The organism is Haloferax sp. S1W, assembly GCF_044593955.1.
Taxonomy (GTDB): Archaea; Halobacteriota; Halobacteria; order Halobacteriales; family Haloferacaceae; genus Haloferax.
The window spans coordinates 1,652,779-1,676,868 of the sequence record NZ_CP172595.1; the positions used below are offsets into that span (position 1 = coordinate 1,652,779).

The following is a 24,090-nucleotide window of genomic DNA, read 5'->3' on the forward strand; positions in this document are numbered from 1 at the left end:
GTGTGTGTGGTTTACGCAGTCTCGTAGACTTCCTCACGGACCCAGTCGTATCCCTTCTCTTCGAGTTCGGCCGCGAGACCCGCGCCGTCGCTCTTGACGACCTTCCCGTCCAGCATGATGTGGACGTGGTCGGGCTCGACGTACTCGAGGATACGCTGGTAGTGAGTGATTTGGAGAATACCCGTGCCCTGCTCGTCGCGGAGGGCGTTGATTCCCTTCGATACGTCCTGCAGGCGGTCGATGTCGAGACCGGAGTCGATCTCGTCGAGGACGGCAATCGAGGGTTCGAGAATGGCAGCCTGAAGCACTTCGTTCTGCTTCTTCTCACCGCCGGAGAAACCGGCGTTGAGGTAGCGCTGCATGAACTTCTCGTCCATGTCGAGCAGTCCCATCTTCTCTTTGAGGAGCTTCTGGAACTCGGCGACGCCAATCTCGCCCTCGTCGATGTTGCCCTCCATCGGGGACGTGTCGTAGCCAACGTCTTCTTCTTCTTCTTCCTCGTCGTCCTCGCCGAAGAGGAGTTCTTCGCGCTCGTCGATTTTCGCGTTGAGCGCGGTGCGGAGGAAGTTCGTCATCGTGACGCCCTCAATTTCCGCGGGGTACTGGAAGCCGAGGAAGATACCGAGCGCTGCGCGCTCGTTCGGCTCCAGTTCCAGAAGATTCCACGTGCGGGCGTCTTCGGGAATCTCGATGTCACCGAAGTCATCTTCCTCAAGGTGGAGGAGGATTTCGCCTTCGGTGACCTCGTAGGCCGGGTGACCGGCGATTACTTTCGAGGTTGTCGACTTACCGGAACCGTTGGGACCCATAAGCGCGTGGATCTCACCGGAACGGACTTCAAGGTCGACGCCTCGCAGAATCTGCTCACCATCGTCCTCCGCGACACGTGCGTGGAGGTTTTTGATCTCGAGAGTTGCCATCGTTGGTTCGTTGCCTCGTACTCGAAGCGTAGGGAGTATCGGCCATAATGCTTGCGCATTTACCCCTGCCACTTTTTGTAGAAGGAAAATTTGTTTTCGTTAGTAGAAAATAGAGTGGGTGTTTTGAGACGTGTGTGCGGGTTTCGGTGAACCAAAGGATACTACAGCGATCCGCAAAATGTAACCGAATTCGGTTACTTAGAGCGTGATACCGCCGATTACATGAAGCTCCCGAGGCCGGTCTGTTCCTGACCACTCTTGACTTCGTCCCAGGACATGCCGAGCGCTTCGATGATGCGGGAGATTGGCCCTTCGAGCGTCTTGTCGAGCATGGTGTCCCAATCGACTTCGAACTCGTCGGGAATCTGGTCGGCATACTCGAAGCAGATTACGTCGGGGTCACGCTTGAACGCCCGGTAGCGGTCGTCCATCTGCGGGTCGAAGCCCTCGGTCTCCTTCTGGCGGAACCACGACGGGTGGACTTTCTTGAGATAGAGGCGCTTCGGTTTCGACCCACGGCCGAAGTTGGTTCCGAGGAAGGCGTTCGCGTACTGTGCACCGCGAACGTGTGCGGTGGGCGTCTCGTACGCCGAGAGTTTCTTGCCGATGCCGCCGGGGATACCGACTTTCTCCAGCGGGAGGTTCCCGGTCTCGAAGTCGGTGATGATGTCGTGGAGGTAGTCTTTGATGACCTCGGTATCCTCACCGTGGACAATCATGTCGATGACTTCCTTTTGGACTTCCTTCGTCACCTGCGCGATATCAGAGCGCTTGTACTCGAAGCCCGTGATGTCGATGTCGTCAACGTCTTTGCCCTCCTTCCAGACGATGTGACCCGCGTAGCGCTTCTTTTTCCCCGCCTGGAAGAACCGACGGTAGAGCTTCTCGAACTCGATTTGGAAGCGGTGTTCGTCGGCTCCGAGCGCCTCCTGTGCGAAGTCGTCGTAGGCCCCGTTGATGTGTTCTTCAATTTCGAAGGACTGCTCGATGGCTTCCTCCGTGGACACGTCGGGACCGAGTTCGAGCATGACGCTGTCGGTGTCCCCATATGCAACGTCGTACCCGATCTCGTTCGCTGCTTGCTCTGTGAACTCGATGACCTCTCGACCGGTCGCCGTCACCGCCGCACCCATCTCTTTGTCGTACAGGCGGAAGCGGTCCCACCCAAGAACGCCGTAGAGAGAATTCATGATGACCTTGACAGCTTGCTGCTGCCGGTCGAACTGTCCGTATTCGGACGAACCCGGGTCGTGTTCGTTTCGAAGCGCCTTCTTCTCCTCGCGCTCTTCGAGGAGTTCGTCGACCATCTCCCGAATCATGCCGTCGGGTTCCTGTCGGAAGTGCGTCCCGTTGGGTGCGTGGAACGTCTCGCCGTCGTAGGTTTCGGGGTCGACTTTCGTCTCCGGCGACGCGTTGATAGTCACCATACACATCGGGTACAGCGACTTCAGGTCCAGCACCGTCACGTTCTCCTTGACGCCCGTGATGGGGTCGAAGACCGCACCACCCTCGTAGTCTTCCGACTCCTGTTTGCCCTTCGAGGGGAGCGCGAACTCGCCGTGGACCTTGTGAAGGACGTAGATGTCCACCGTGTCGCCGGGCGTCGGCGCATCTTCGAGCTTACAGCCGACGAACGTCCGCACCTCGTCCCAGAAGGCGACGATATCTTGTTTGCGGTCGATTTCGACACACAACTCCACGTCGCGGAGGTTGTACTCCAACAGACGCTCTGGGTCCTGCTCCCACAGGTCGCCAATGTCACCGGAGTACCGCTCTTTGCCAACGTCAAGTTCGAGTTCGCCCACGGCGTCGAGTCGGTAGGATTCGAGTTCGGTGAACTGCGTGCGTTTGTACGCATAGAGCAGGTCGAAGACGACGCGGCCCTTGATGTCCGGGCCGCCCCACCCGCCGCGCCAGACCTCGCCGAGGCGAGACATCCTGTTGTAATCGAGGTCGTAGTCGCTCGTCGGGTTCAGCACGTCGAGTCGGTCGAGGAAGTACGGCGCGTCGAAGTCTTCAAAATTCCAACCAGTTAGGATGTCTGGGTCGGTCTCCTCGATGTACGTGAGGAACGCGTCGAGCATGGCGTCCTCGTCGTCGAAGGTGCGAACCCCGACCTCCGAGCCGTCGCGCAGGAAGTCGTAGCCCGGAAGCGACTCGGGGCGTTTGCCCTCGCCGTCGGGGGCAACGGCGTGCCAGACGATGTACTCGTCGCGGTACGAATCGTGAGAGGTGAGACAGATAATCGGCTCCTCGCCGTCTTCGGGGAAGCCGTTCCGGTCGTTCACCTCGATGTCGAAGGTGTTCACCCGGAGGTTCGCTTCCACGTCTGCCGACTCGACTTCCTGATGGGGAATCTGAATCGACCCGTCATCGAGGCGGCGGTCGGGGACGCGGACGCCGCTTTTGATGTCCTTGTCGATGAGGAGGCGGTTCGGAAACAGAATGTCCGCTTCGTAATGGTCGAATTCGTCGCGAATTTGCCCAACGTCGCGGGGCGTCCGCGTGCAAATCTTCGTCAGCGCCTCACCACGGATACTCTCGTATCCCTCCTCGGTGCGTGTGATAACATCCTTGTCGAGGAGTTCGTCGTCGAGGCTCTCGGCCGGCGCGTAGAAGTACGGTTCGAACCCGAGAACACGGACGTGTTCCGGCTCGTTGTCCGCCGTTCGGCCGAAGATATGGAGGACCGGATACTCGTCGCGGCCGCCACCTTCGATGGTGTAGTCGACCTGCGTGACGGCCAGTTCGACCGTCCCGTCGGGGTCGGGGAATCGCACCTCGTCCGTGTCGATAACGTCGGAGACGTGCTGCCCGGCGTCGCCAGCGACGATGGCGGCCTCTTCGTCCGGCCGCGTGTCGCCGACGCTCCCGGCGTCGTCCTCCCCGAACTCGTTCAAACCCGTCTGCGTCATGGCAATCGCTTCGGCGGGCCCGATTAAAATCCCCGCGCTTCTGCGGGCCTAACGTCGCACGTACGAACTACTCGTTATTCAAATTACGGAAAGACATTTATATATGCATGACATTCTGTGACACGCGATATGACCGACCACGCAACTTCCGAACGGTGGGACGGCACGATCGACAGCTCTGGACCGACTGGTCCCACAGGAGCTGAGACGATCGAATCCTACGATATCGACGGAGGCGTGGTGTTCTACGATGCGGAGAACCCACTTGCTTGGGTCGAGGCAACTCGGTCGATGAGCCTCGACGACTGCGCCTGATTGACTAACGAAACGGGTTCTTTTTCTCGGCACAACAACTCGGTGAGAGCGTGACGGACGACGAGCGACGCGACGACGTTCGAGAGTCGGTAGAGTCGTCTTCGACGGGGAATCGAAGCACGAATTCGTCCGAAGACGACGGTCCCTCTCGAACCGACCCGGTTTCTCGCTGGGGCGACCCGGAAGCGCGCTGGGGGGACCCCGAAAAAGACCTCCCGAACATCCCCCGGGTCGACATCCCCGGCGAGGACGCGGGTACCGACGGCGCGCCCGAGTTCAAGGCCGACGTTGATCCCGAGCAAGCGCGGATGTTCTGGGCCAGCGTCATCCTCGCGAACGTCGGCCTCGCCGGGATTTCGCTCGGTCCCATGCTCATCTACTTCCGCGGCCAGATGCTCGTCGGCGGTGGTGTCACACTACTCGGCGTGGTCGCGCTCGCTCGTATGTACACCATGTATCGAGAGTACCAGTCGCGCGACTGGTCGAGCGACGACGAAGCAGAACGTGAAGAAGCCGAAGCGGCAAACCACACCGACGAAGCAGACCGCGCCGACGAGCGCAACCGCTAACAGTCGCCGACGCCTTCGCCCGACTATGCGAACGGTCCGCGGGCCAGACGGCCGCACGTACCTGCTCGTCAAACGTTCTCGCGACGCCAGTCGCGTCCGCGACCCAAAAACAGGCGAGGAGCGCTACCTCTCGAACGACGAACTCGAAGCTGCAGGTGGCGAGTCACCACTCGAAACCGCTGCGCGTGCTGTTCCCGACCCCGCCCGCCGCGTCCTCGTCGCCGTCCCGACCGAACAGGGTCTCGGTCTGCTCGTCGAACTCGTCGAGCGTGGCCCGCTCTCCGTCGTCGAACTCATGGACGCCTACGACCTCTGCGAGAGCGACCTCCACGGCCTCCTGACTGAGTTCAAACTCGCCGGTCTCATCGAAGAGACGCGGGTGTACGGTGAACGCGGCTACGAAGCCACGCCACTCGCCCACGAGGGCATCGACCAACTTCGACGCTGAAGGGACTCCGGCCCTGAAGAAACACAAACGGAGACAGCGCAGTGTTAGTCGTCCGCGAGCGCGCTCTGGAGGTCCGGCGCGTCGGTCCGTTCGACCGACGAGCGGTTCGTCGTCGGGTTCTTCTCGACGCGCACGAGTTCGTCGGCCGCGCCAACGAGTTCGTCGTCGTGGCTGACGATGAGAATCTGCTTCACGCCGCGGCGCTGCATCTCTTCGACGAGGTTCACGAGTCGAGAGACGTGTCCGTCGTCGAGGAAGACGGTCGGTTCGTCGAGGATGAGCGGCGGCAGCGGCGCGGCACCGTCGATACCCTCCGCGAGAAGCCGATAGATGGCACATCGGAGGCTCAGATTGAATAGCGCGCGCTCGCCGCCGGACAACTGTTCGGGTTGGAGCGCCGTTCCGTCCTTCTGGAACACCGTGAGTCCGTACTCGCCATCGAGACGGATGCGCGAGTAGGCGTCGTTCCCGTAGACGAGGTCGAACGTCTCGTTGAGCATCCGTTCGAGAATCTCGACGTTCCGCTGGCGGAGTTCCGCTCGGAGGTCGCCGTAGGTCGCTTCGAGGCCGGTTACTTCGTCGTGGAGCGACTGCAGCGCGTCGACACGTTCGGCGAGTTCCGCACGCCGTTCCCGAAGTTCCGAGAGGCGTTCGAGGTCGGCTTTCACGCCGCCAATCCGACTCTGGAGGTCGTCACGCTTCTCTCGAAGGTCGGGGAGCACGTCCGCTTCGACCTGCTCGAGGTACGATTTCGCTTTCTTTTTTCGCGTGCGTGCGTCTTCGACCGCGTCTTCGTCCACTGCCTCGCGGAGTTCTGCGCGTCGGTCGCGGTGGTCCTGTAAGTGCTCGCGGCGCTCGTCGTTGACCTCGGCGAGCGTCTCGCGCTTCTCTCGGAGTCGGTCCCGACTATCGACGGCTGTCTCGCGGGCGTCGAGGAGCGATTCCACACGGTCGAGTTTGTCGCGGCGCTCGTCAAGCGCGTCGAGGTCCGATTCGAGGTCTGCGACCGTCTCTTTGACAGTTGCCGCACGGTCGGCCTGTGTCGCCGCCGCGTCGCGTTTCTCCGTGGCCTCGGATTCGAGTTCCGCGGCCGCTTCGCGCTTCGTTTCGGCCGCATCACGGCGCGATTCGACGGTCTCCTCGCGGTCGGCGATACGTTCCTCGACGAGGGAGCGCCGCTCTTCGAGCGATGCGGCGCGACTTTCGGCTTCTTCCAACGCGTTGGTCGACTCGACCGCCGACTGGCACGATTCGACCTCCGATTCGAGTGACTCGCGTTTCGCTTCGAGCGATTCGACGGTCTCCTCGCGGTCGTCAATGGCGTCCACGTGGGGAGACCCATCGACCGGTTGACCACACTCGGGACACTTTCCGGCGTCGCGGAGTTCGCGCGCCTCCGCCAGTCGCTCGCGTGCGTTCTTCAGTTCAGTCTCTGTCTCAGCGAGCGATTTTCGGGTCGCCGAGAGTGTTTCTTGCCGCTCGATGAGGAGCGTTTCCGCCTCGCCGCGTTCGACAGGCGCGTCTTCGAACGTTTCGTCGATGGCCGAAATCGACGAGTCGATGTCCGCTCGCGTCTCGCGGAGGTCATCGAGGTCGGCCGCCGCGTCCCCCGCGGCCGCCGCGTCCTCGTCGGCGCGTTCGCGCTTCTCACGTGCGCGCGTTTCGAGGTCGTCTGCGCGCTCTTTGAGTCGGTCAGCCTGCGTCGTGAGCGCCTGCACCCTCGTCCGCGCGTCCGACAGTTCCTCGCGGAGTTCGGACTCGCGGTCGTCGAGCATCTCTCGCTGCGCGACGAGTGAATCTCCGGTGGCCTCGTCGAGGTCGGTTTTTGAGACGGCCGCCTCGATGCTGTCTGCGAGTTCGTTCGCCTTCTCGTCCAGTTCACGGATGCGCTCTGTGAGTTGGTCCCGCTCTGCTTCGTCTGCTGCAACCTTCTCTTTGAGGTCGGATATTTTGGATTCGACCGCCGACAGGCGCTCTCGCTTCTCCGCGTGTTCGTCGAGGGTGGACTGGGCCGCTTCGAGCGTCTGTCGCGCCTTGTCGCGCTGGTCCTCGTAGCGCTCGATTTTCGATTCGACCTCCGAGAGTTCAGACTCGAGTGTGTTGAGCCTGCTGTGGAGGTTTTCGTCCTCTTTGGCCTCGATTTGCGACTCGACGTCTTCGAGGACGCTCCGCTTGCTCGTCAGCACGTCTTCGACACCCAGTCGGGCGTCACCAGCGCGCTCGCGGTAGGTTTCGAGTTTTCCGAGTTGCAGCAGGCCGTCTATCATGTCCTGCCGCTGGGCGGGGGTGGCGTTGATGAGTTTGTTGACCTCGCCCTGCTGGACGTACGCGCAGTTGACGAACGCCTCGTTGTCCATCCGCAGCAACGAGGCCACGTACCTGCGAACGTTTCGGGCACCCTCGATAGTCTCGTCGGGACCTTCGAGAACACACTTGGCCGTGGTCGCGCGGTCTCCCGAGATGCGAATTCGACGGTCGATACGGTACTGGCCGCCAGCGTGGACGAACTCCAGCGTAATTTCGGCGTCGTCCTCGCCGGTCGTCACCACGTCTTCGAGCGTCCCGTCGAGCGCCTTCGACCCGTAGAGGGCGAAGAAACACGCTTCGAGGAGCGACGACTTCCCGCTCCCGTTGACGCCGTGGATAACGGTGACGCCGTCGCGCAGGTCGAGTTCGGCGTCCTCGTAGGGCTTGAAGTTCCGCAGGGCGATGTGCGTGAACCTCATTCGAAATCACCCAGCGAACTGTCTTGGGCGGCCTTCGGTTGCTTCGACGGCGAATCGTCTTCGGACTCCGCTTCGACTGTCTCGGGTTCGTCGACGGCTATCTCGGACTCGTCGACGGCTACCTCGGGCTCGTCGACGGCTACCTCGGACTCGTCGTCGCCTTCGACGGCCTGACCGGAGTCTCCCGCACCGCTCTCGTCGCCTCCATCGTCGGCGGCAACCAACGCGTTCGGGTCGTCCGAAAGCAGGGTGGCGACGCGCTCTTTGACCTCGTCGCGGACGTTCGAGTCGGCCGTCTTGCTCGCGCGCACTGTCTCGTCGATGTCGAGTGCAGCGCTCGAAAGGCCCATCTCGCGGATTCGGTCGTTGACCGCGTCGTCGGGGTCGGCGAAGGAAACGTCCGCGAGTTGCTCGGCCTCGGTATCTACCTCGCGCCGGTCGGTCACGCGCGCGACGAGCGCACCCTGCTCGACAGCGAACGTCTCGACGGCGGCGGGCGTCACTGACTCACCGTCGCCCGTCAGTTCCACGATTGCGACGGCGTCTTCGAGGTCGAACTCGCGGACACGCTGGCGAACACGCTCGATTCCCTCCCCCTCGGAGAGGTCGACCGTGATGAATCGAAACGGCCGCGTTTCGAGGGTCCGGTGGCGAATATCGACCGTGTCGTCCTCGAAAGTGACGACGTTGTACCCACGGGGGTCGCGTTCGCTGGCGCTCGCGCGCTCGGTCGACCCGCAGTAGGTCACCCACGTGTCGTCGAGGGTGGTCACATCCGGGACGTGGTTGTCGCCGAGGAGGACGGCGTCGAAGTCGACGTTCGACTCTTCCAGAACCGTCTCAGTCTCCCAGTCGGCGTGAGCGAAGGGCGTGAACAGTCCGTGGCTGACGAGGACGGCCTGGGATGCGTCGTGCGGGTCGAACTGATAGTCCAGTTCGTCGCGCCGGGAACGGGGCACGTGGTCGAGTCCGTAGAACGCCACGTCACCGATAAGCGTGGGGTCGTCACCGAGGCGCGTCGCCAACCCGAGGCGCTCGAAGAGGTCGAGCCACTGCCCGCCGCGCGTCGATTCGTGGTTCCCGACGATGGCGAGAAACGGGATTCCTGCATCGTCGAGGCGGCGGAGCGCAGCGAGCGTGCCGAGCAAGTCGCGAAGTTCGGGTCGGCGGTCGTGATAGAGGTCACCCGCGTGGACCACCGCATCGACTTCCTCGTCGATGGCGTCCGTCACCACCTGCTCGAACGCCGCGAGGAAGTCCTGGCGTCGGTCCGGCGAGTGGTACTGCTGGTACCCGATGTGGGTGTCGCCGGTGTGTATCACCCGTGTCATCTATCCGCTGCTTCGCCGCCGCCGCTAAAAACGGTTGTGCGACCGGAGTGGAAGTGGTCACCTCTCCGCTCGGGTGTCGTGTCGGAGTCGTGGAGGGGAGATGCGGTGTCGAGAGATGAGCGGAGGGTGTCCAGCGCACGAAGCAGGCGACGGCCCTCGCGGGCGACATCGTGGTCGCCACGTCGTGCGGCGGCCCCAACAGCGCGGCGAAGTCGCTCTTCGCCGCCATCGTCGAGAAAATCGGCCGCGTCCCCGAGGGTCGAGAACGCGCGGCGCGCGGCCGCAACGACATCGTCGCGCGGGGGACGCCGAGAAGGAGCGTCAGTGTCCGCAAGGTCGCTAAGCGCGCGGCCGACAGTGGCTGGGTCAGTCATGGGCCGACGTGGCCCCGTTTTCGAATTTAAACCTGCAGGGTGTAGAGCCGCTTGCGCGCGTCGGAGAACGAAAACCGGGAGTCGACAGCGCCTTCTTCTTCGAGACGGGAGAGCGCATACCGGACCGTCCGCGGCGGCAGGAGCGACTCCTCGGCGATTTCGCTCTGCGTGAGCGTGTCTTCGTAATCGAGTATCTTCGCGACCAACTTCGCACTCGGGGGCATGTCCCGAACCGTTTCCCAGCGGTCTTCAGATTGGGGTTCCGACTGGCGTTCGACTGCTTCGGTGGTGCTCATCGTATCACACACGACGAAATGCTATTAGATAATATTTGCTATCCAGATTTATTACCGATAGGAATTCGTGTGACACCTGTCAGACTCATCAACATCCAGTACAACGGGGATACAGGCGGCGAAGCCCACACACACCCGAAGCCTCTTATGAGCCTGCGTCCTACCCCGGGTGATGACCGACACTGTGGACGACGTCGATCTTCCTTACGACAAGGATACGGCGTCGCAGCAGGAGAAGATCACCGCCCTTCAAGAGCGGCTCGAGGTTCTCGAATCGCAAAACGAGGAGATGCGGGACAAACTTCTCGATGCGAACGCCGAGAATAACAAGTATCAACAGAAGCTCGAACGGCTGACGCACGAGAATAAGAAGCTCAAGCAGTCGCCGCTCTTTGTCGCGACGGTACAGGAAATCACGGACGAGGGGGTCATCATCAAGCAGCACGGTAACAACCAAGAGGCCCTCACCGAAGTGACCGACGAGATGCGCGAAAAGTTAGAACCGGACGCGCGTGTCGCGGTGAACAACTCGCTTTCTATTGTCAAGCGACTCGACAAGGAGACCGACGTCCGGGCGCGCGTCATGCAGGTTGAACACAGCCCTGACGTGACCTACGAGGACATCGGCGGACTCGAAGACCAGATGGAAGAGGTCCGCGAGACGGTCGAGATGCCGCTCGACCGCCCCGAGATGTTCGAGAAGGTTGGCATCGACCCGCCGTCCGGCGTCCTCCTCTACGGGCCGCCGGGGACCGGCAAGACGATGCTCGCGAAGGCCGTTGCGAACCAGACCAACGCCTCGTTCATCAAGATGGCCGGGTCCGAACTGGTGCACAAGTTCATCGGTGAGGGCGCGAAACTCGTGCGCGACCTGTTCGAAGTCGCCCGCGAGAACGAACCGGCAGTCATCTTCATCGACGAAATCGACGCCATCGCTTCGAAGCGGACCGACTCGAAGACCTCCGGTGACGCCGAGGTCCAGCGGACCATGATGCAACTCCTCGCGGAGATGGATGGCTTCGACGAGCGCGGGAACATCCGCATCATCGCGGCGACCAACCGCTTCGACATGCTCGACCCCGCCATCCTCCGCCCCGGTCGGTTTGACCGCCTCATTGAGGTGCCCAAGCCGAACGAGGACGGCCGCGAAATCATCTTCAAGATTCACACCCGGAAGATGAACGTCTCCGACGACGTGGACTTCGAGGAACTCGCCGAACTCGCCGAGAACGCCTCCGGTGCTGACATCAAGGCCGTCTGTACGGAAGCCGGTATGTTTGCCATCCGTGACGACCGCACGGAAATCTACATGCAGGACTTCATGGACGCCTGGGCGAAGATTCAGAAGGAAGCAGACGACGGCGCGGACATCTCGCGCGCGTTCGCCTAATTCCAGACTCCCTCGTCTCACGACGACATTTTCGACAGAACCCACTCTCCAGTGCCGACAGCCTCTGTGACCGAGCGTGCTCCAGTGCCGAGAGTGGACGCGAAAAACGAGCGTTACAGTGACGATGCGACGACGAACGGCAGGACGAAAAGCACCACGAACATTCCGACGAGGATGATGCTGTACCCGCCGAGTGTCGCCGCCGCGGTCAGCCACGCTTCACTGCGGCCGGGGAGTTCGATAGCAGCCATGGTCGTTCGCTCGTAGTCGTGGATGATAAATCGTTGGTCTTTGTCCGGTTTGTCGACGACGACGAAGGTCAACTCCCCGAGTCGTCCCAACCCGAACAACTGAAATCGAATCGGTCGCACCCACTGGTATGGGCACGCCACTCGACTCCCGCGAGGCGCAAGCCGAGGAAGTCCTCGACCGACTCTACGAGGAGTACCCCGATACGACCATCTCGCTTACCTACTCGAATCGGCTCGAACTCCTCATCGCTGTCATGCTCTCCGCGCAGTGTACCGACGAGCGCGTCAACAAGGTCACAGCCGAGTTGTTCGAGAAGTACGACGGTCCCGAGGACTACGCGAACGCCGACCAAGAGGAGTTGGCCGAGGACATCAACTCCATCACCTACTACAACAACAAGGCGAAGTACATCCGCAGCGCCTGCGCCGACATCGTCGAGAAACACGGCGGCGAGGTGCCGGACACGATGTCCGAACTGACCGACCTCGCGGGCGTCGGCCGCAAGACGGCGAACGTCGTCCTCCAACACGGGCACGACATCGTCGAGGGCATCGTCGTCGACACCCACGTCCAGCGACTCTCGCGGCGACTCGGACTCACCGAAGAGGAGTACCCAGAACGAATCGAAGAAGACCTGATGCCGGTGGTTCCCGAGTCCGACTGGCAGCAGTTCACGCATCTGTTCATCAGTCACGGCCGGGCCGTCTGTGACGCACGGAACCCCGACTGCGACGCGTGCGTCCTCGAAGACATCTGTCCCTCCTCGAAACTCGACCACGAGGTTGACCTCGCAAGCGCCGAGCAGTGGTGAGGACGCGGGCGGAAGCCTACGGGGTCAGACCAAGATGTAGCCCGACACGTATCGGTAGATGCCGAGCAACCACGCGAGGAACCAGAAGATAATGTATCCGAAGACGCCGATTCTGAGACGGCCGCGCCACGCACCCATGTTCTCGTGTAAGTCGTCGAGCGAGATGTCCTGGTCGGGGTCGTGATACAGGTTTGCCTTCCACTTTGCCTCGAAGATACGAACGATTCCCGTGAGCGCGAACACGAGCATCGCGTACGCCTGTAGTCCGAGAATAGCGTGAAGGGCAGTCAACCCATTTAGCTGCTCGAAGAGACGGGGAAGCATCCACGTCACGACGGGAACGGTGTTCAAGACGAGGCCCGGGAAGATGATTTTCAGGTGGTAGACGAGGACCTCCCACGACACCGTCTCGGCGTCTATCATTATCCACGCCCCGTAGAGGTAGAATGGAAGACTGGCCGTGACGGTGACCGCGGCGAGCGTGGCGAGGGTCGTCTCGTCTGCCATCGCCCGGCGTTAGAACCCAGTCGGCCTAAAGTAACCGATGCCTCGCGTCCCATTCGAGCGCTAGACCAATTAGCAGTCCGCTCGGGGGTCGAGGCGGCTTCGGCGGGGAGTTCGGGGTCGGAACACGTTTAGGTTCGTAGGCACTACCCCGAGCAATGGCAGATTCGTCTTCCACACCGGCTGAGGAACCCGAGTCGTCCGAAGCGGGTGTCGACGACACGGTGTCCGAGGACGAACTCGAAGCGCTCCGCCGCGAAGTCGAATCGAAGTACGACTTCGAGAACTTCGGACCGGCCGACATGGCGAAGATGTCCGTCAAAGAGTGGGAAGCCGCCTTCGACCCCAACTCGTGGATTGTCGGCGAAGAGCTGCTCGACCGGGTCGAAGAAGAGCTTCGGTACCGCGTCGCGATTCGGGAGGTGTTCGCCGTCCTCGAACGCGTCACCGAAAACGGCGAGCCGCGGATTCTCGCGTACTCCGACGAGGGGTACGCGGTCGTCTACCCGGACGGAAGCGTCGAAGGCGAGGGAACTGTCCTCCGGGACGTGAAGCCGACGGTCGCACTCTGTTCGATGGACGACTTCGAAGTGAACAGCGCGCCCGCGAACGTTGCACTCCCCGGTCCCGACGAAGTCGCACAGGGGTCCGGCGACCTCGGGAACAAGATGCTCCAAATCGTCGCGTTCGGGCAAATCCTCGGCGGACTGGCGCTTCTCGGGGGATGGGTCGTGCTCTCAGCTGTCGATTCTATCGTCGCGCCAGTCGTCGGCTTCGGCTTCCTCCTCGTCGGTATCTTCCTCTTCGTCGTCGTCGCGAACGCTCGTCTCTCGGACCGATTCCGGGCCGAAGAGTACCGTGACCGACTTCGTGCTATCGGGCTGGAAGAAGGCGAACGCCCCGAGTTCGTTCCGACCTTCGACGACGCCGAAATGGAGCCGCTCGTCGAGTCTCCGACAAACGATACCCCTCATTCTGAGGGGCAGTAAGCGCTCTTCTTCGCATCGACGGATCACCCTCCGTGACGGCATAGTCGGTGGGTTTAAGCGCGAGGCATCCTGACGAACGGCTGTATGAAAAGGCGGGAGTTTCTCCGAACGGCCGGCGGTGCCACAGCCGCCGCGACCGCTGCCGCCGGGACCGCTGCGGCTTCAGAGGAAGGCGGCGGCGGTGGTGCGCAGGTTCAACCCGACTTCGGTGGGTGGCTCGACGGCATCGACGGAGGCTACAAAGACCTCCGCGGCCAGAGCGAAGTCACTATCGAGGTTGGTGCCTCCGGCAACGGTGGTAACCTCGCGTTCGCCCCGGCTGGCATCTGGATCGACCCCGGAACGAAAGTGACGTGGGAATGGACCGGCGAAGGCGGTGGCCACAACGTCAAGATGGAAGAAGGCCCCGCAGGTCTCGACTCCGGCGCACCAGTCGCCGAAGCCGGGACGACCTACGAGTACACCTTCGAAGAAGGCGACGCCGGTATCTCGAAGTACTTCTGTGCGCCGCACAAGTCGCTCGGCATGAAGGGCGCAGTCGCCGTCGGTGGCGACGTTGCGACCGTCGAAGTCGGCGGCAGCGGCGGCGAAAAGGAGCTTCACGAACTCGGTGTGCCGATTCAGGCTCACTGGGTCGGGTCGGCGACCATTCTCGGAATCATCGTCACGCTCGTCTACACGTTCTACATCCTGAAGTACGGCGAGTCCCCCAACACGGGTAACACTGGAGGTGGCGAATAATGTCCTCGACTGGTAGCACATACGGCGATATTCACCGATACGAACCGGCACGCGAGAGCACTGCGGCGGCCATCGCAATCGTCCTCCTGACGATTATCGAGGTCGTGTTCGTCTTCCTCTTTACCTACGGATTCGTCTCCGGGTGGGGCCTGACGGACACGGGTAACATGTTCCTCGGTGGCATCCTCGCCGTCATCTTCGTGGACCTCGCGTTCATCCTCGCACTGTACCGCAAGGAGTTCCTTCCCGATGTCATGATCGTCAAGAAGCGGCGTCGCAAGTGGGAAGACCTCTACGTCCGCGAGGAGGACGTCGACGGCAACACGCTCGGTGACGGCGCGTGGGAACAGGTCAAGCGCGCGGTGTACCCCTACTACAAGCGATAAACCATGAGTCTCGAACGCAAAGACGACTACGACCACAAGGCCTGGATGAAGAAGAAGGACCTCACACCAATCGAGGCCACCTTCCTCACCACGCTCATCTGGCTCGACAAGCGACTCCGCATCGTCGACTATCTCGAGCTACTGGAGACGCTCTACTACAGAGTCAACCTCCAGATGCCAAAGAGCCACACCGAGCAGTACAACTTGGACAACAAGTTCTGGTACTGGTACCCGCTGTACACGCTCGGGCTGTTCTCGACGCTTGCATACGTCGTCGCAGCCATCAGTGGTGCGCTCCTCGGGTTCTACTACTCCCCGGCAACGACGGGTGACCCGACGACGGCCTACAACAGTATCGAATACATCATGCGCGACCTGCAGTTCGGCTTCATGCTCCGGTCCGTCCACCGCTGGGCGGCACAGGTCATGGTTGCCGCGGTGTTCCTGCACATGCTCCGTGTCTACTTCACGGGCGCGTACAAGGAACCGCGCGAGCTGAACTGGCTCCTCGGCATCGTTCTCATCAGTCTCACGATGGTCTTCGGGTACACCGGATACCTCCTGCCGTGGGACCAGCTGGCCTTCTGGGCCGGTCAGATCGGTGTCGAGATGTCGCTGTCCGTCCCGCTCGCTGGCGAGTGGGTGGCACAGCTCCTGTTCGGCGGCTTCACGCTGAGTCAGGCGACGCTCCAGCGCATGTACATCCTTCACGTCTTCCTGCTCCCCTTCGTCGTGACGACGCTCATCGCGATCCACATCGGCATCGTGTGGGTGCAGGGTATCGCGGAGCCGCACTAAGGTGACAGAAATGAGCGACAACGAATCTCAACCCAAGGAAGTTCGCACCGACGGCGCGGGCATCGTAGCCCCGGACAACGAGACGCCCACGTGGAGCGAGCGCAAGGCACGCAAGACGGGTCTGTCCCGACTCACCTACGAGTACTTCGAACGGTCCCGGCGTGAAGACCAGGACCTCCGTATGGAGTCCGACTACGTCGAACGCGACGTGCTGGCGTTCCCGACGTGGCCTCACGAGACGGTTCGAAACCTCTCGATTGCGTCGTTCTTCGTCGGCATGATTCTGTTCCTCTCGGCGACGATGCCACCGCACATCGGCGCGCCCGCGAATCCGAGTCAGACGCCGGCGATTATCCTGCCCGACTGGTATCTCTACTGGTCGTTCGGGCTGCTCAAGCTCAATCCGCTGAACCCCGAACTCGCCATCCTCGGCGGGCAGAAAATCATGGCCGACCGGACTTACGGCGTCCTCGCCAACGGTGTCGTCGTCGGCTTCATCGCCATCGTGCCGTTCCTCAACAAGGGAAGTGCGCGGCGTCCTGTCGAAGAGCCGCTCTGGGCGGCCATCGGTATGTCTGGCGTGGTGTTCGCAATCACCATCTCGCTGCTTGCAGTGAAGAACCTCATGCCGATGAACGTCGACCTGCTGTTCGACCTGACGTTCCTGTTGCCCATCGTCTTCGGGACTATCACCTACGCGGTGCTCAAGACGATGAAAGAGGGCTACATGTACAACCTCAACCAACGCTACTACCGGCTTCGACCGCCGAAATAGAGCGGAACCACTACCAACTATCCCTTCGTACAGTCGCTGATGACAGATAGCGACGCGACCAGTCGAACCGAGACCACGGACGGCGGGTCACGCCGTGGTCGACGCGACATCGTCGTTCCCATGCGGCTCTACAAGACGATAACCGTTTTTTCGACCCTCATCGCCGTCGTCGGCGTCGTTCTCGGCTTCGTCTTTCTCGACGCCGCGACGTTACAGGTGAGTACGCTTCGCGCGCTCATTACGGGTGTACTCCGCGCACTCGGCGTCGGCGTCGCCGACAGCGTACTGAGTACGGTTCTTGCCATCATCGGACTGACGAGCATTGCGTTCGGTGCAGTCGTCTACACGCTCGGCACCCGATTTCGCGCTCGCGGAATGGGAAAGTCTCAAGAGGACTCCGGCGAAGGTTCGAACAATGGCTGACGAATTCATCAAAGGGCTGGGTATCCTGACCGGTTCCGGTCTCGCGTGGATGGTGCTCGCGTCCTGGTACCGGACGAGCAGTTTCGAGAGTACGAAGCAGCTCATCGAGCCGCTGGGCTCCGGTGCGCCCGAGGGCATCTTCAACCTCATGGGCGTCATCCTGATGGACGTATTCCTCTGGTTCGCACTGCTCGGCGCGCTCACGTTCTGGGTTCTCATCCCGGCCGGTCGTCAGGTGATGGCTGCGCTGCAGGAACGGCAGAACGCGTAACTCCCCACACGGTTCGTTTTCGTCTCTCTCTTCTCTTGGTGCCGAGTATAAGAGCGCCCTCACGATAGCGGTCGCACTCGCGTCGGCGAACCGCGACTGATTGGAAAAACTCTAATGAGTCTCGCTCTGAGGGTCCAGTATGCAACCACTACAGTTCCTCGTCCCGCTCGACCAGTTGGCGGCGGTCGAACCGGTTGTCCCACACATCGCGCTCGCGCTCGTGGTGGCAAATCTGGCGACCCGCTACCTCGGACACCAGTCGCACGTGCGACAGGCGGAACAAGGTGGCGAAGAGGCGATTTCGCGGTACCTGCCGCACACGCTTACGACTGTGGCACTCATCCTCGCGTCGCTTCTCTTCTTGCTGGTCGAACCGCACGGCGGGATGGTCCTGACCGTCCTCGTCCTCGGGATGTTCCTCACCGACTTCTTCGAGTTCGAGGCTCGCAAGGTCGAAGCGCGGAACGACCGCTCGCTCGACCGCCCGAACGGCGGCCTCACGGCGTCGGCAATCGTGCTCCTGTACGCTGCGTACCAGAGTCTCTTCTTCCTCATCGCCGACGTTTGGAACGCCGTCATCTGAGACGGCACCGCGTTTTCTCGTTGGAAACGACGCCCACCCGTGGGGACACCCACGAGCAACGTCTAAACGGGACGAGCGAATCGAAAAGCGGGCGAACGCGGCGAAAACTGTCCGTTAGCCGATGAGGAACGAGGCCGTGTCGGCAACATCGACGACGACCGAGTCACCGGGAGCGACTGCGCAGGCAACCTCGTCGTCGACGACCAGCGAGACGGGCGCGTCGTCGCGTTCGACCGAGAGGCGAAGCGGCGGGTCGAACACCCACGAGTCGGTCTGCGTGGCGTAGGGCGACACCGGAACGACGCTGAGGCCCGCGCCGACACCGACGACCGACCCACCTGCGGCGCGGGCGTAGCCGCTACTTCCCAGAGGCGAGGCCACGACGACGCCGTCGGCACGGAACTCGTCGACGACGTACCACTCGTCTGCATCGGCGTCCTCGCCAGTGTCGACTGCGACACCAGAACCGCGTCGGCGATGGGCTACTGCGTACTCGGAGATACGCGCCGGTTCGCTAGTGGTGAGCATCGCGTCGAAGAGCGCCCGCTCCACGTGGTCGTCGCCGACGCGGGCGGAAAGTATCGGGTGGTCGACCGCCCGAATCTCCCCCGCGAGGAGCGATTCGACGGTGTCACCGAGGGTTCGACGCGGGACCGACCACGGCGTCCCGCAATCGACGGGGAGTACCGGGCCGGTCGAGTCGAGCGCGGCATCTGTGACCGCCGCTTCGCCGACCGCGACGACGGCGTCGCTACTCGTCGCCTCGTCGGATTCGACCACCGTCGCTCCGGCAGTTCGAATCGTCTCGACGACCGATTCGTCACCGGCGACAGAGAGTCTCATCGCCGCCCTCCTACGGCACGGCCCGTGAACATCGTCACGTGCTACGCCGCCCCGAATAAAAGCCCTCGTGGTTCGAATCGAGCGCCGCGAGGGAGAACACTCGCCGTGTTCGTTAGAACGGCCAGTCGCCGGTGACTTTCATCCCCTCGGCCTGGTCTTCGGCTTCGAGCGCCGCGGCGATGTCGTCGGGGTCGGCGTGCGGAATCTCGTGGTCCTCGCGCGCGAGTTCGACGGTGAGTTCGGTGAGCAAAATCGCCTGCTCACGAAGGGTCCGCGATTCGAGTTTTTCGATGGTGTCGGCGTGGGTGTGACCCCATCCACGGCCGCGACCCTCCTTCTCGCTGCCGACCATGTAGGCGGGGACGCCAGAGGCGACAAAGGGCCAGTGGTCGCTGTGCGGGAGTTGCTCCGGAATCGTCGAGATATCGTGGTCGAAGCGGTCCGAGACCGTCTCCGCGACGGCTTCGAGTTCGTCGAAGCCGTGGGTGTGGAGTTTGAGCGTCCGCCCGGCGACGACGCCGTCGTTGTTGACGATTGCTTTCACGTTCTCGCGGTCGTCGCCGAGTCGCGTCGCTTCGTGTTCGGAGCCAACGAGACCGACTTCCTCGGAACCGAAGCAGACGAAGCGGACGCGCGTTTCGAGTTCGTCCTCGCGGGCGGCGAGCGCACGGGCGAGTTCGACCACCATCGCGGTGCCAGCGCCGTTGTCCATCGCGCCCTCCGCGATGTCGTGGGCGTCGAGGTGGCTCGTGACGAGGACTTCCTCGTCGGTGTCGGGACCGAGTTCCGCGTGAACGTTGCCGCTGTCGGTCGCGGGCGCGTCACACGTCACTTGGACGGTGACTTCCTCGCCCTCGAAGCGGCGGGCGAGTCGTGCGCCGACTTCCTTGCTCACGCCGACGGCGGGGATGTCGCCAATGGGTGCCTCGGCGGTCCCGACGCTCCCCGTCGGTGGGAGTTGGCCGGGGACGTGGTTAGCGAAGACGAATCCCTCCGCGCCCGCCTCGACAGCGTAGTAGTACTTCTCGCGGCGGTGGATGAAGCGGTCGTAGTGGTCGGGGACGGTCGAAGAGACGACGACGATTTTCCCCGAAAGGTCGCGGTCGAAGTCTTCCGGAAGGCCGTAGCCGAGGTCGACGAGTTCGCCCGAGACGGTTCCGGACGGACTGCGGGGGAGCGCGATACACTCCTGTGTGGTGTTGTGCGCGAGGATGGCGCTGTCGCCGCGCACCCAGCCCTGAATGTCGAACGAGTCGATGCGTGCGTTGCGCGCGCCGACGGATTCGAGCGCGTCGCGCGTAGCCTCCATCGCCTCACGCTCGCCGGGCGACCCCGCCATTCGGTTTCCGATGTCGACCAGTCGTTCGAGGTGCGTCCAGCCCACGTCGCTCGTGAAGGTATCACCAATCCACGTACTCATACGGGACGGTCACGCGGACTGAGGGTAATTATTGCGATGGCGGCGCAGTCGGGTAGCTGCCGTCGTCGGAATCGACCGCGCGAACGTTTACGGATGAACGGCAAGTTCAAGGGGCATCTATCACGTACAATTATCCATGAAAGACGTGCGAATCGCCGGTGTGGGATTGACCAAGTTCGGGAGCCACCCCGAACGGACCGGTCGAGACCTGTTCGCCGAGGCAGCGCTCGCCGCCCGCGAGGAATCCGGTGTCTCTCGTGACGACTTCGAGAGTATCTTCTACGGGAACTTCATGGGCGAACTGGCCGAATCGCAGGGACACCAAGGTCCCGTGATGGCGGAGGCGGCAGGACTCGACTGCCCCGCGACGCGGTACGAACAGGCCTGCGCATCCGCCGGGGTTGCCTTCCGACAGGCCGTCCAGACGATTCGAGGCGGCGGCGCGGACGTCCTCCTCGCTGGCGGGATGGAGCGCATGAACAACCTCGGAACCGCCAAGGTTACACAATCGCTGGCCATCGCGGCGGACGAGTTGTTCGAAGTCCGCGCGGGCGTCACCTTCCCCGGTGCCTACGCCCTCATGGCGCGCGCCTACTTCAACGAGTTCGGCGGCGACAACGAGGACCTCGCTCACATCGCGGTGAAGAACCACGCCAACGCGATGCCGAACGAGTACGCGCAGTTCCACCGCGAGATTACGCTCGACGACGCCCTCGAAAGCCCCGTCGTCGCCGACCCACTGCACCTCTACGACGCCTGTCCCATCACCGACGGGGCGAGCGCCGTCGTCCTCGTCAGCGGTGAATACGCCGACAAACACGGTCTCGACGCCCCCGTCTCCATCACCGGAAGTGGACAGGGCGGCGACAAAGCCGCATTGCAGGACCGCGAGTACATCGCACAGACGCCCGCCGCGACGAAGGCCGCAGAGATGGCCTTCTCAGACGCCGGAATCACGCCCGACGACGTCGACGTGGCGGAAGTCCACGACTGCTTTACCATCGCCGAGGTGCTGGCGCTCGAATCGCTCGGTTTCTACGAACCCGGCGAGGGAATCGGTGCGGCCGCCCGCGGCGAGACGACCCGCGACGGCGACCTGCCCGTGAACCTCTCGGGCGGCCTGAAGGCGAAGGGCCACCCCGTCGGCGCGACGGGCGCGGCACAAATCGTCGAGATGACGAAACTCCTGCGCGGCGACCACGCCAACAGCGACGCCGTGCCGGACGCAGAAATCGGCGTTACTCACAACGCGGGTGGGACTGTGTCGAGTGCCGTCGTCCACGTGCTGGAGGTGATGAACTGATGGCAGACACTGGCTACGACGAGTGGCTGGCGGCCATCGCCGACGGTGAGGGCTACTACCTCGCCTGTCCCGACGGCCACGGGTCGCTTCCGCCGCGGCGGGCGTGTCCGCACTGCGGGTCGTCGGAACTGACAGAAGAACCGCTGCCGGAGACGGGCGACGTCGTCACCTTCTCCGAGGTTCACGTTCCGGCACCGAGTTTCGCCGACGAAGCACCCTACGTGACCGCTATCGCCTCGTTCGGCCCCGTCCGTCTCACCGGCGTCCTCCGCGACGCCGACCCGGCGACGGTCGAAATCGGGATGGACGTGGCAGCCGACGTGGGCGAAAATGCGACGACGGGCGACACCCTGCTCGAATTCCGTCCGGTAGACGAGTAAGAGCCACTACACCCGAAAACACCATTTTCGACGCGCGCTCGCTTACTCACCCACACTCATTCAGCGTCGCGTTCGAGCGCGGCGTCGTGTTCGCGAACCGCTTCGCGCGGCGAGGGCCACCCGAGGAAGCGCGCTCCGAAGGCCCACAGCCAAAATCCGAGTGCGAAGAGCGCGACCAGTCCGTAGAGGAGAAGCGACAGCAGGTCGAGGAGGGCGAGTTCCTCGAACACTGTCACGTGAGGGCGTCTCGAACTGTCTCGACGAAGGCGTTCGGGAACTCCACGTGCGGAAGCAGCAGCGTGTCGTCGAAGACGACGAGGGTACAGTCCGCCGCCTCGGCGAGTTCCCGTCCCTGCTTCAGCGGAGTGATGTCGCTCTCGCGGCCCCAGACGAGCGTCGTCGGCACGTCGAGGTCAGCGAGGGCCGCCTGAAGGTCGATATCCGAGTTCAGATAGCCGGAGATAAACGATGCCGGAGCGAACCGCGCGCCCTCCTGATGTGCAGTTCGCCACTCGTAGTCTTCCCACTCCTCGCTTACCTTCGACGAGTCGTAGTAGCCGTGGTCGTCGTTGAAGTAGCGAATCGACGGCTGCGACGCGATGAGGTTGAATGCCGCTTCGCCGACGACAGGCGTGCGGATGAGTTCGCGAAGCCACTCTTTCGGTTCGGGACCGCCGCGCTCGCTTGGACAGACGAGGACGAACTGAGAGACAGAAACGTCGTCGCGGGAGGCGACAGCGACCGCGTAGGATGCGGTGAGTGACGAGGCGAGGACGGCCGGGTCGTCGTACTCGGCGAGGAAGTCGCCGACGAAGTCCTCGTAGAGGGCCGCCGAGTAGTACAGCGCGGGGCGGTCCGAGAGACCGAATCCGGGCAGGTCGGGCGCGACGACGTGGTAGTCTTCGGCGAGGGCGTCGAACACCTCGCGGAATTCGCCGGACGACGCGGCGGCGTTGACGCCGTGGAGGAGAACGAGCGTCGGCGCGTCAGCGTCGCCCGCCTCGACGTACGAGACGTTCATTCCGCGCCAGCGGTAGGTCCCGTGGTCGCCCGAAAGCGGCGGTTCGAGCGGTCCGACACGTTTCGAGAGAGCGGCGTTCGCAACGGCAGTGAGACCGACACCGGCAGTCAGCGCACCGATGGCTCGACGGAGGTTCATGTCACCTAAATAGTGTTCTGAGGCCTTAATTCGCCCGCCGGAAACGGGGTCAGACCTCGAAAGCCGCAGTGAGTCGAGTCAGTCGTCTCGGTCGCCGAGGCAGTCTCGGAGTGGTTCGAGAACCTCCTCCGCGACGGCGTACGGGTCGGTTTCCTTGTCGACGACGGCGTTCGCAAAGTCGTCGATGCCGCCCTGTGCGTCGAGTTCCTGTTCGAGGAGTCCACTCACGTCGCTGCGGAGCAGTTGCCGAATCTCTTCGGCGGCGCGCTGTCGAGCCTTCTCGTCGAGTTCGCCCGAGTGGGTCAGGTAGTCGTAGTGGTCGTCGAGCGTCTCGACCAGCGTCGAGATTCCCTCACCCGTCGTGGCGACCGTCTCGACGACCTGCGGCGTCCAGCTTTGCGGGGGTTCGTCTGCGTCAGCCGTCACGTCCGCGCCGTCTGCGTCGTCTGCGTCCTCGCCGTGGTCGTCGAACGCGTCGGGGCCGTGGTGGCCCGTATCGAGGTTTGCCCGCGGGTCGTTACGGAGATGAATCATCTCCTCTAACTCGGCGACGGTGCGCGACGCACCCGCCATGTCGGCTTTATTGACGACGAAGACATCGCCGATTTCGAGGATGCCCGCCTTGAGCATCTGCACGTCGTCGCCGCTGCCGGGTTGGACGAGGACGACTACCGTGTCGGCCGTCTTCACAACGTCCACTTCGTTTTGCCCCGCACCGACTGTCTCGATGATGATGCGGTCTTTTCCGAACGCGTCGAGCGCCTTCACGGCATCTGCGGTCGCAGTCGAGAGACCGCCGAGTTGCCCGCGGGCGCTCATCGACCGGAAGAACACGTCCATGTCGCCGACGTTCGACCCCATTCGGATGCGGTCGCCGAGGACCGCGCCGCCCGTGTATGGCGAGGAGGGGTCGACGGCGATGACGCCGACAGTCTCGCCTCGGTCGCGGTAGAACTTGGCGAGTTTGTCCACGAGCGTCGATTTGCCAGCGCCCGGACTGCCGGTGACGCCGACAACCGACGCCGTACCCGTGTGCGAGTGGATTTCGGAGATGATGTCACGATAGCCGGATGCACGCGACTCTATCTTCGTGATGACGCGCGCCAGCGCCCGGTGCTCGCCGTCGAGGAGTCGCTCGACGAGATCGGATTTCCCCGCCTGACTCATC

28 protein-coding genes are annotated in these 24,090 nt (G+C 62.8%); 15 read left to right on the forward strand and 13 right to left on the reverse strand.

Features of this window, described 5'->3' with window-relative positions:
* Positions 1-11: 11 nt before the first annotated feature.
* Together ACH9L7_RS08655 and ACH9L7_RS08660 are read right to left on the reverse strand one after the other, a co-directional pair.
* Positions 12-920 carry an ABC transporter ATP-binding protein gene (locus tag ACH9L7_RS08655; protein ID WP_396610319.1) on the reverse strand — a complete coding sequence of 303 codons (909 nt, stop codon included), beginning with the start codon at positions 918-920 and terminating at the stop codon, positions 12-14.
* A 218-nt stretch (positions 921-1,138) separates the two neighbouring features.
* Entirely contained in the window at positions 1,139-3,835 is a 2,697-nt protein-coding gene (locus ACH9L7_RS08660) for a DNA-directed DNA polymerase (protein ID WP_396610320.1), read from the reverse strand.
* Positions 3,836-3,964: 129 nt separating this feature from the next.
* Here ACH9L7_RS08660 and ACH9L7_RS08665 point away from each other — a divergent pair, with 129 nt between their 5' ends.
* From ACH9L7_RS08665 to ACH9L7_RS08675, 3 genes are read left to right on the forward strand one after another with little or no spacing between them, the layout of a single operon-like run.
* Positions 3,965-4,150, forward strand: a complete 186-nt coding sequence (locus tag ACH9L7_RS08665) for a hypothetical protein (protein ID WP_396610321.1) — start codon at positions 3,965-3,967, stop codon at positions 4,148-4,150.
* A 50-nt stretch (positions 4,151-4,200) separates the two neighbouring features.
* On the forward strand, positions 4,201-4,719 hold the full coding sequence (locus tag ACH9L7_RS08670; protein ID WP_396610322.1) for a hypothetical protein: 519 nt from the start codon (positions 4,201-4,203) through the stop codon (positions 4,717-4,719).
* 25 nt (positions 4,720-4,744) lie between these two features.
* On the forward strand, positions 4,745-5,167 hold the full coding sequence (locus ACH9L7_RS08675; protein ID WP_396610323.1) for a hypothetical protein: 423 nt from the start codon (positions 4,745-4,747) through the stop codon (positions 5,165-5,167).
* A 44-nt stretch (positions 5,168-5,211) separates the two neighbouring features.
* Here ACH9L7_RS08675 and rad50 read toward each other — a convergent pair whose 3' ends face one another.
* Genes rad50 through ACH9L7_RS08695 form a run of 4 tightly spaced genes read right to left on the reverse strand, consistent with a single transcriptional unit; the run spans position 5,212 to position 9,894 of the window.
* Positions 5,212-7,893 (reverse strand): DNA double-strand break repair ATPase Rad50, encoded by a 2,682-nt coding sequence (gene rad50, locus ACH9L7_RS08680; protein ID WP_396610324.1) that lies wholly within the window; start codon positions 7,891-7,893, stop codon positions 5,212-5,214.
* Positions 7,890-9,224 carry a DNA double-strand break repair protein Mre11 gene (mre11, locus tag ACH9L7_RS08685; protein ID WP_396610325.1) on the reverse strand — a complete coding sequence of 445 codons (1,335 nt, stop codon included), beginning with the start codon at positions 9,222-9,224 and terminating at the stop codon, positions 7,890-7,892. The genes rad50 and mre11 overlap by 4 nt, the downstream gene beginning before the upstream one ends.
* The gene (locus tag ACH9L7_RS08690; protein WP_396610326.1) at positions 9,221-9,598 is read right to left on the reverse strand and encodes a hypothetical protein; all 378 of its coding nucleotides are present in this window, start codon (positions 9,596-9,598) and stop codon (positions 9,221-9,223) included. Before ACH9L7_RS08690 ends, mre11 begins: the two co-directional genes overlap by 4 nt.
* Before the next feature lie 26 nt (positions 9,599-9,624).
* Positions 9,625-9,894, reverse strand: coding sequence for a MarR family transcriptional regulator (locus tag ACH9L7_RS08695; RefSeq protein WP_396610327.1), 270 nt, complete (start codon positions 9,892-9,894; stop codon positions 9,625-9,627).
* A gap of 172 nt (positions 9,895-10,066) precedes the next feature.
* Here ACH9L7_RS08695 and ACH9L7_RS08700 point away from each other — a divergent pair, with 172 nt between their 5' ends.
* The gene (locus ACH9L7_RS08700; protein ID WP_396610328.1) at positions 10,067-11,284 is read left to right on the forward strand and encodes a proteasome-activating nucleotidase; all 1,218 of its coding nucleotides are present in this window, start codon (positions 10,067-10,069) and stop codon (positions 11,282-11,284) included.
* Positions 11,285-11,397: 113 nt separating this feature from the next.
* On the opposite strand, the gene ACH9L7_RS08705 is transcribed toward ACH9L7_RS08700, so the two are convergent.
* Entirely contained in the window at positions 11,398-11,607 is a 210-nt protein-coding gene (locus ACH9L7_RS08705) for a hypothetical protein (RefSeq protein ID WP_396610329.1), read from the reverse strand.
* A 56-nt stretch (positions 11,608-11,663) separates the two neighbouring features.
* Between ACH9L7_RS08705 and nth the strand changes: the two genes are divergently transcribed.
* On the forward strand, positions 11,664-12,347 hold the full coding sequence (nth, locus tag ACH9L7_RS08710) for an endonuclease III (protein ID WP_396610330.1): 684 nt from the start codon (positions 11,664-11,666) through the stop codon (positions 12,345-12,347).
* Between the two features lie 24 nt (positions 12,348-12,371).
* On the opposite strand, the gene ACH9L7_RS08715 is transcribed toward nth, so the two are convergent.
* Entirely contained in the window at positions 12,372-12,854 is a 483-nt protein-coding gene (locus tag ACH9L7_RS08715; protein ID WP_396610331.1) for a hypothetical protein, read from the reverse strand.
* Positions 12,855-13,009: 155 nt separating this feature from the next.
* Between ACH9L7_RS08715 and ACH9L7_RS08720 the strand changes: the two genes are divergently transcribed.
* From ACH9L7_RS08720 to ACH9L7_RS08755, 8 genes are all read left to right on the forward strand, one after another.
* Positions 13,010-13,840: a hypothetical protein gene (locus ACH9L7_RS08720; protein ID WP_396610332.1), complete on the forward strand. Its 831-nt coding sequence runs from the start codon at positions 13,010-13,012 to the stop codon at positions 13,838-13,840.
* A gap of 84 nt (positions 13,841-13,924) precedes the next feature.
* A complete protein-coding gene (locus tag ACH9L7_RS08725) occupies positions 13,925-14,581 on the forward strand; it encodes a halocyanin domain-containing protein (RefSeq protein ID WP_396610333.1) in 657 nt (218 codons plus the stop codon).
* On the forward strand, positions 14,581-14,967 hold the full coding sequence (locus ACH9L7_RS08730; RefSeq protein WP_007545304.1) for a hypothetical protein: 387 nt from the start codon (positions 14,581-14,583) through the stop codon (positions 14,965-14,967). The genes ACH9L7_RS08725 and ACH9L7_RS08730 overlap by 1 nt, the downstream gene beginning before the upstream one ends.
* A gap of 3 nt (positions 14,968-14,970) precedes the next feature.
* A complete protein-coding gene (locus tag ACH9L7_RS08735; RefSeq protein ID WP_396610334.1) occupies positions 14,971-15,765 on the forward strand; it encodes a cytochrome bc complex cytochrome b subunit in 795 nt (264 codons plus the stop codon).
* Between the two features lie 10 nt (positions 15,766-15,775).
* Positions 15,776-16,540, forward strand: a complete 765-nt coding sequence (locus tag ACH9L7_RS08740; RefSeq protein WP_396610335.1) for a cytochrome bc complex cytochrome b subunit — start codon at positions 15,776-15,778, stop codon at positions 16,538-16,540.
* Positions 16,541-16,579: 39 nt separating this feature from the next.
* Entirely contained in the window at positions 16,580-16,963 is a 384-nt protein-coding gene (locus ACH9L7_RS08745) for a hypothetical protein (RefSeq protein WP_396610336.1), read from the forward strand.
* Entirely contained in the window at positions 16,956-17,234 is a 279-nt protein-coding gene (locus ACH9L7_RS08750) for a hypothetical protein (protein ID WP_396610337.1), read from the forward strand. The genes ACH9L7_RS08745 and ACH9L7_RS08750 overlap by 8 nt, the downstream gene beginning before the upstream one ends.
* Before the next feature lie 139 nt (positions 17,235-17,373).
* Positions 17,374-17,817 carry a hypothetical protein gene (locus ACH9L7_RS08755; RefSeq protein ID WP_396610338.1) on the forward strand — a complete coding sequence of 148 codons (444 nt, stop codon included), beginning with the start codon at positions 17,374-17,376 and terminating at the stop codon, positions 17,815-17,817.
* A 114-nt stretch (positions 17,818-17,931) separates the two neighbouring features.
* Here ACH9L7_RS08755 and ACH9L7_RS08760 read toward each other — a convergent pair whose 3' ends face one another.
* Together ACH9L7_RS08760 and ACH9L7_RS08765 are read right to left on the reverse strand one after the other, a co-directional pair.
* Positions 17,932-18,660: an ATP-NAD kinase gene (locus tag ACH9L7_RS08760; protein WP_396610339.1), complete on the reverse strand. Its 729-nt coding sequence runs from the start codon at positions 18,658-18,660 to the stop codon at positions 17,932-17,934.
* Between the two features lie 112 nt (positions 18,661-18,772).
* Positions 18,773-20,080: a M28 family peptidase gene (locus ACH9L7_RS08765; RefSeq protein WP_396610340.1), complete on the reverse strand. Its 1,308-nt coding sequence runs from the start codon at positions 20,078-20,080 to the stop codon at positions 18,773-18,775.
* A 136-nt stretch (positions 20,081-20,216) separates the two neighbouring features.
* Between ACH9L7_RS08765 and ACH9L7_RS08770 the strand changes: the two genes are divergently transcribed.
* Both ACH9L7_RS08770 and ACH9L7_RS08775 read left to right on the forward strand, forming a co-directional pair.
* A complete protein-coding gene (locus ACH9L7_RS08770) occupies positions 20,217-21,383 on the forward strand; it encodes a thiolase domain-containing protein (RefSeq protein WP_396610341.1) in 1,167 nt (388 codons plus the stop codon).
* Positions 21,383-21,763 carry a Zn-ribbon domain-containing OB-fold protein gene (locus tag ACH9L7_RS08775; protein ID WP_396610342.1) on the forward strand — a complete coding sequence of 127 codons (381 nt, stop codon included), beginning with the start codon at positions 21,383-21,385 and terminating at the stop codon, positions 21,761-21,763. Before ACH9L7_RS08770 ends, ACH9L7_RS08775 begins: the two co-directional genes overlap by 1 nt.
* A gap of 56 nt (positions 21,764-21,819) precedes the next feature.
* Here ACH9L7_RS08775 and ACH9L7_RS08780 read toward each other — a convergent pair whose 3' ends face one another.
* The 3 genes from ACH9L7_RS08780 to meaB form a co-directional block, all read right to left on the reverse strand.
* Complete coding sequence (locus ACH9L7_RS08780) at positions 21,820-21,999, reverse strand: ABC transporter substrate-binding protein (RefSeq protein ID WP_396610343.1); 180 nt, start codon at positions 21,997-21,999, stop codon at positions 21,820-21,822.
* Entirely contained in the window at positions 21,996-22,922 is a 927-nt protein-coding gene (locus ACH9L7_RS08785; RefSeq protein ID WP_396610344.1) for an alpha/beta fold hydrolase, read from the reverse strand. Before ACH9L7_RS08785 ends, ACH9L7_RS08780 begins: the two co-directional genes overlap by 4 nt.
* Positions 22,923-23,000: 78 nt before the next feature.
* The gene (gene meaB, locus ACH9L7_RS08790) at positions 23,001-24,089 is read right to left on the reverse strand and encodes a methylmalonyl Co-A mutase-associated GTPase MeaB (RefSeq protein WP_396610345.1); all 1,089 of its coding nucleotides are present in this window, start codon (positions 24,087-24,089) and stop codon (positions 23,001-23,003) included.
* Position 24,090: the final 1 nt, after the last annotated feature.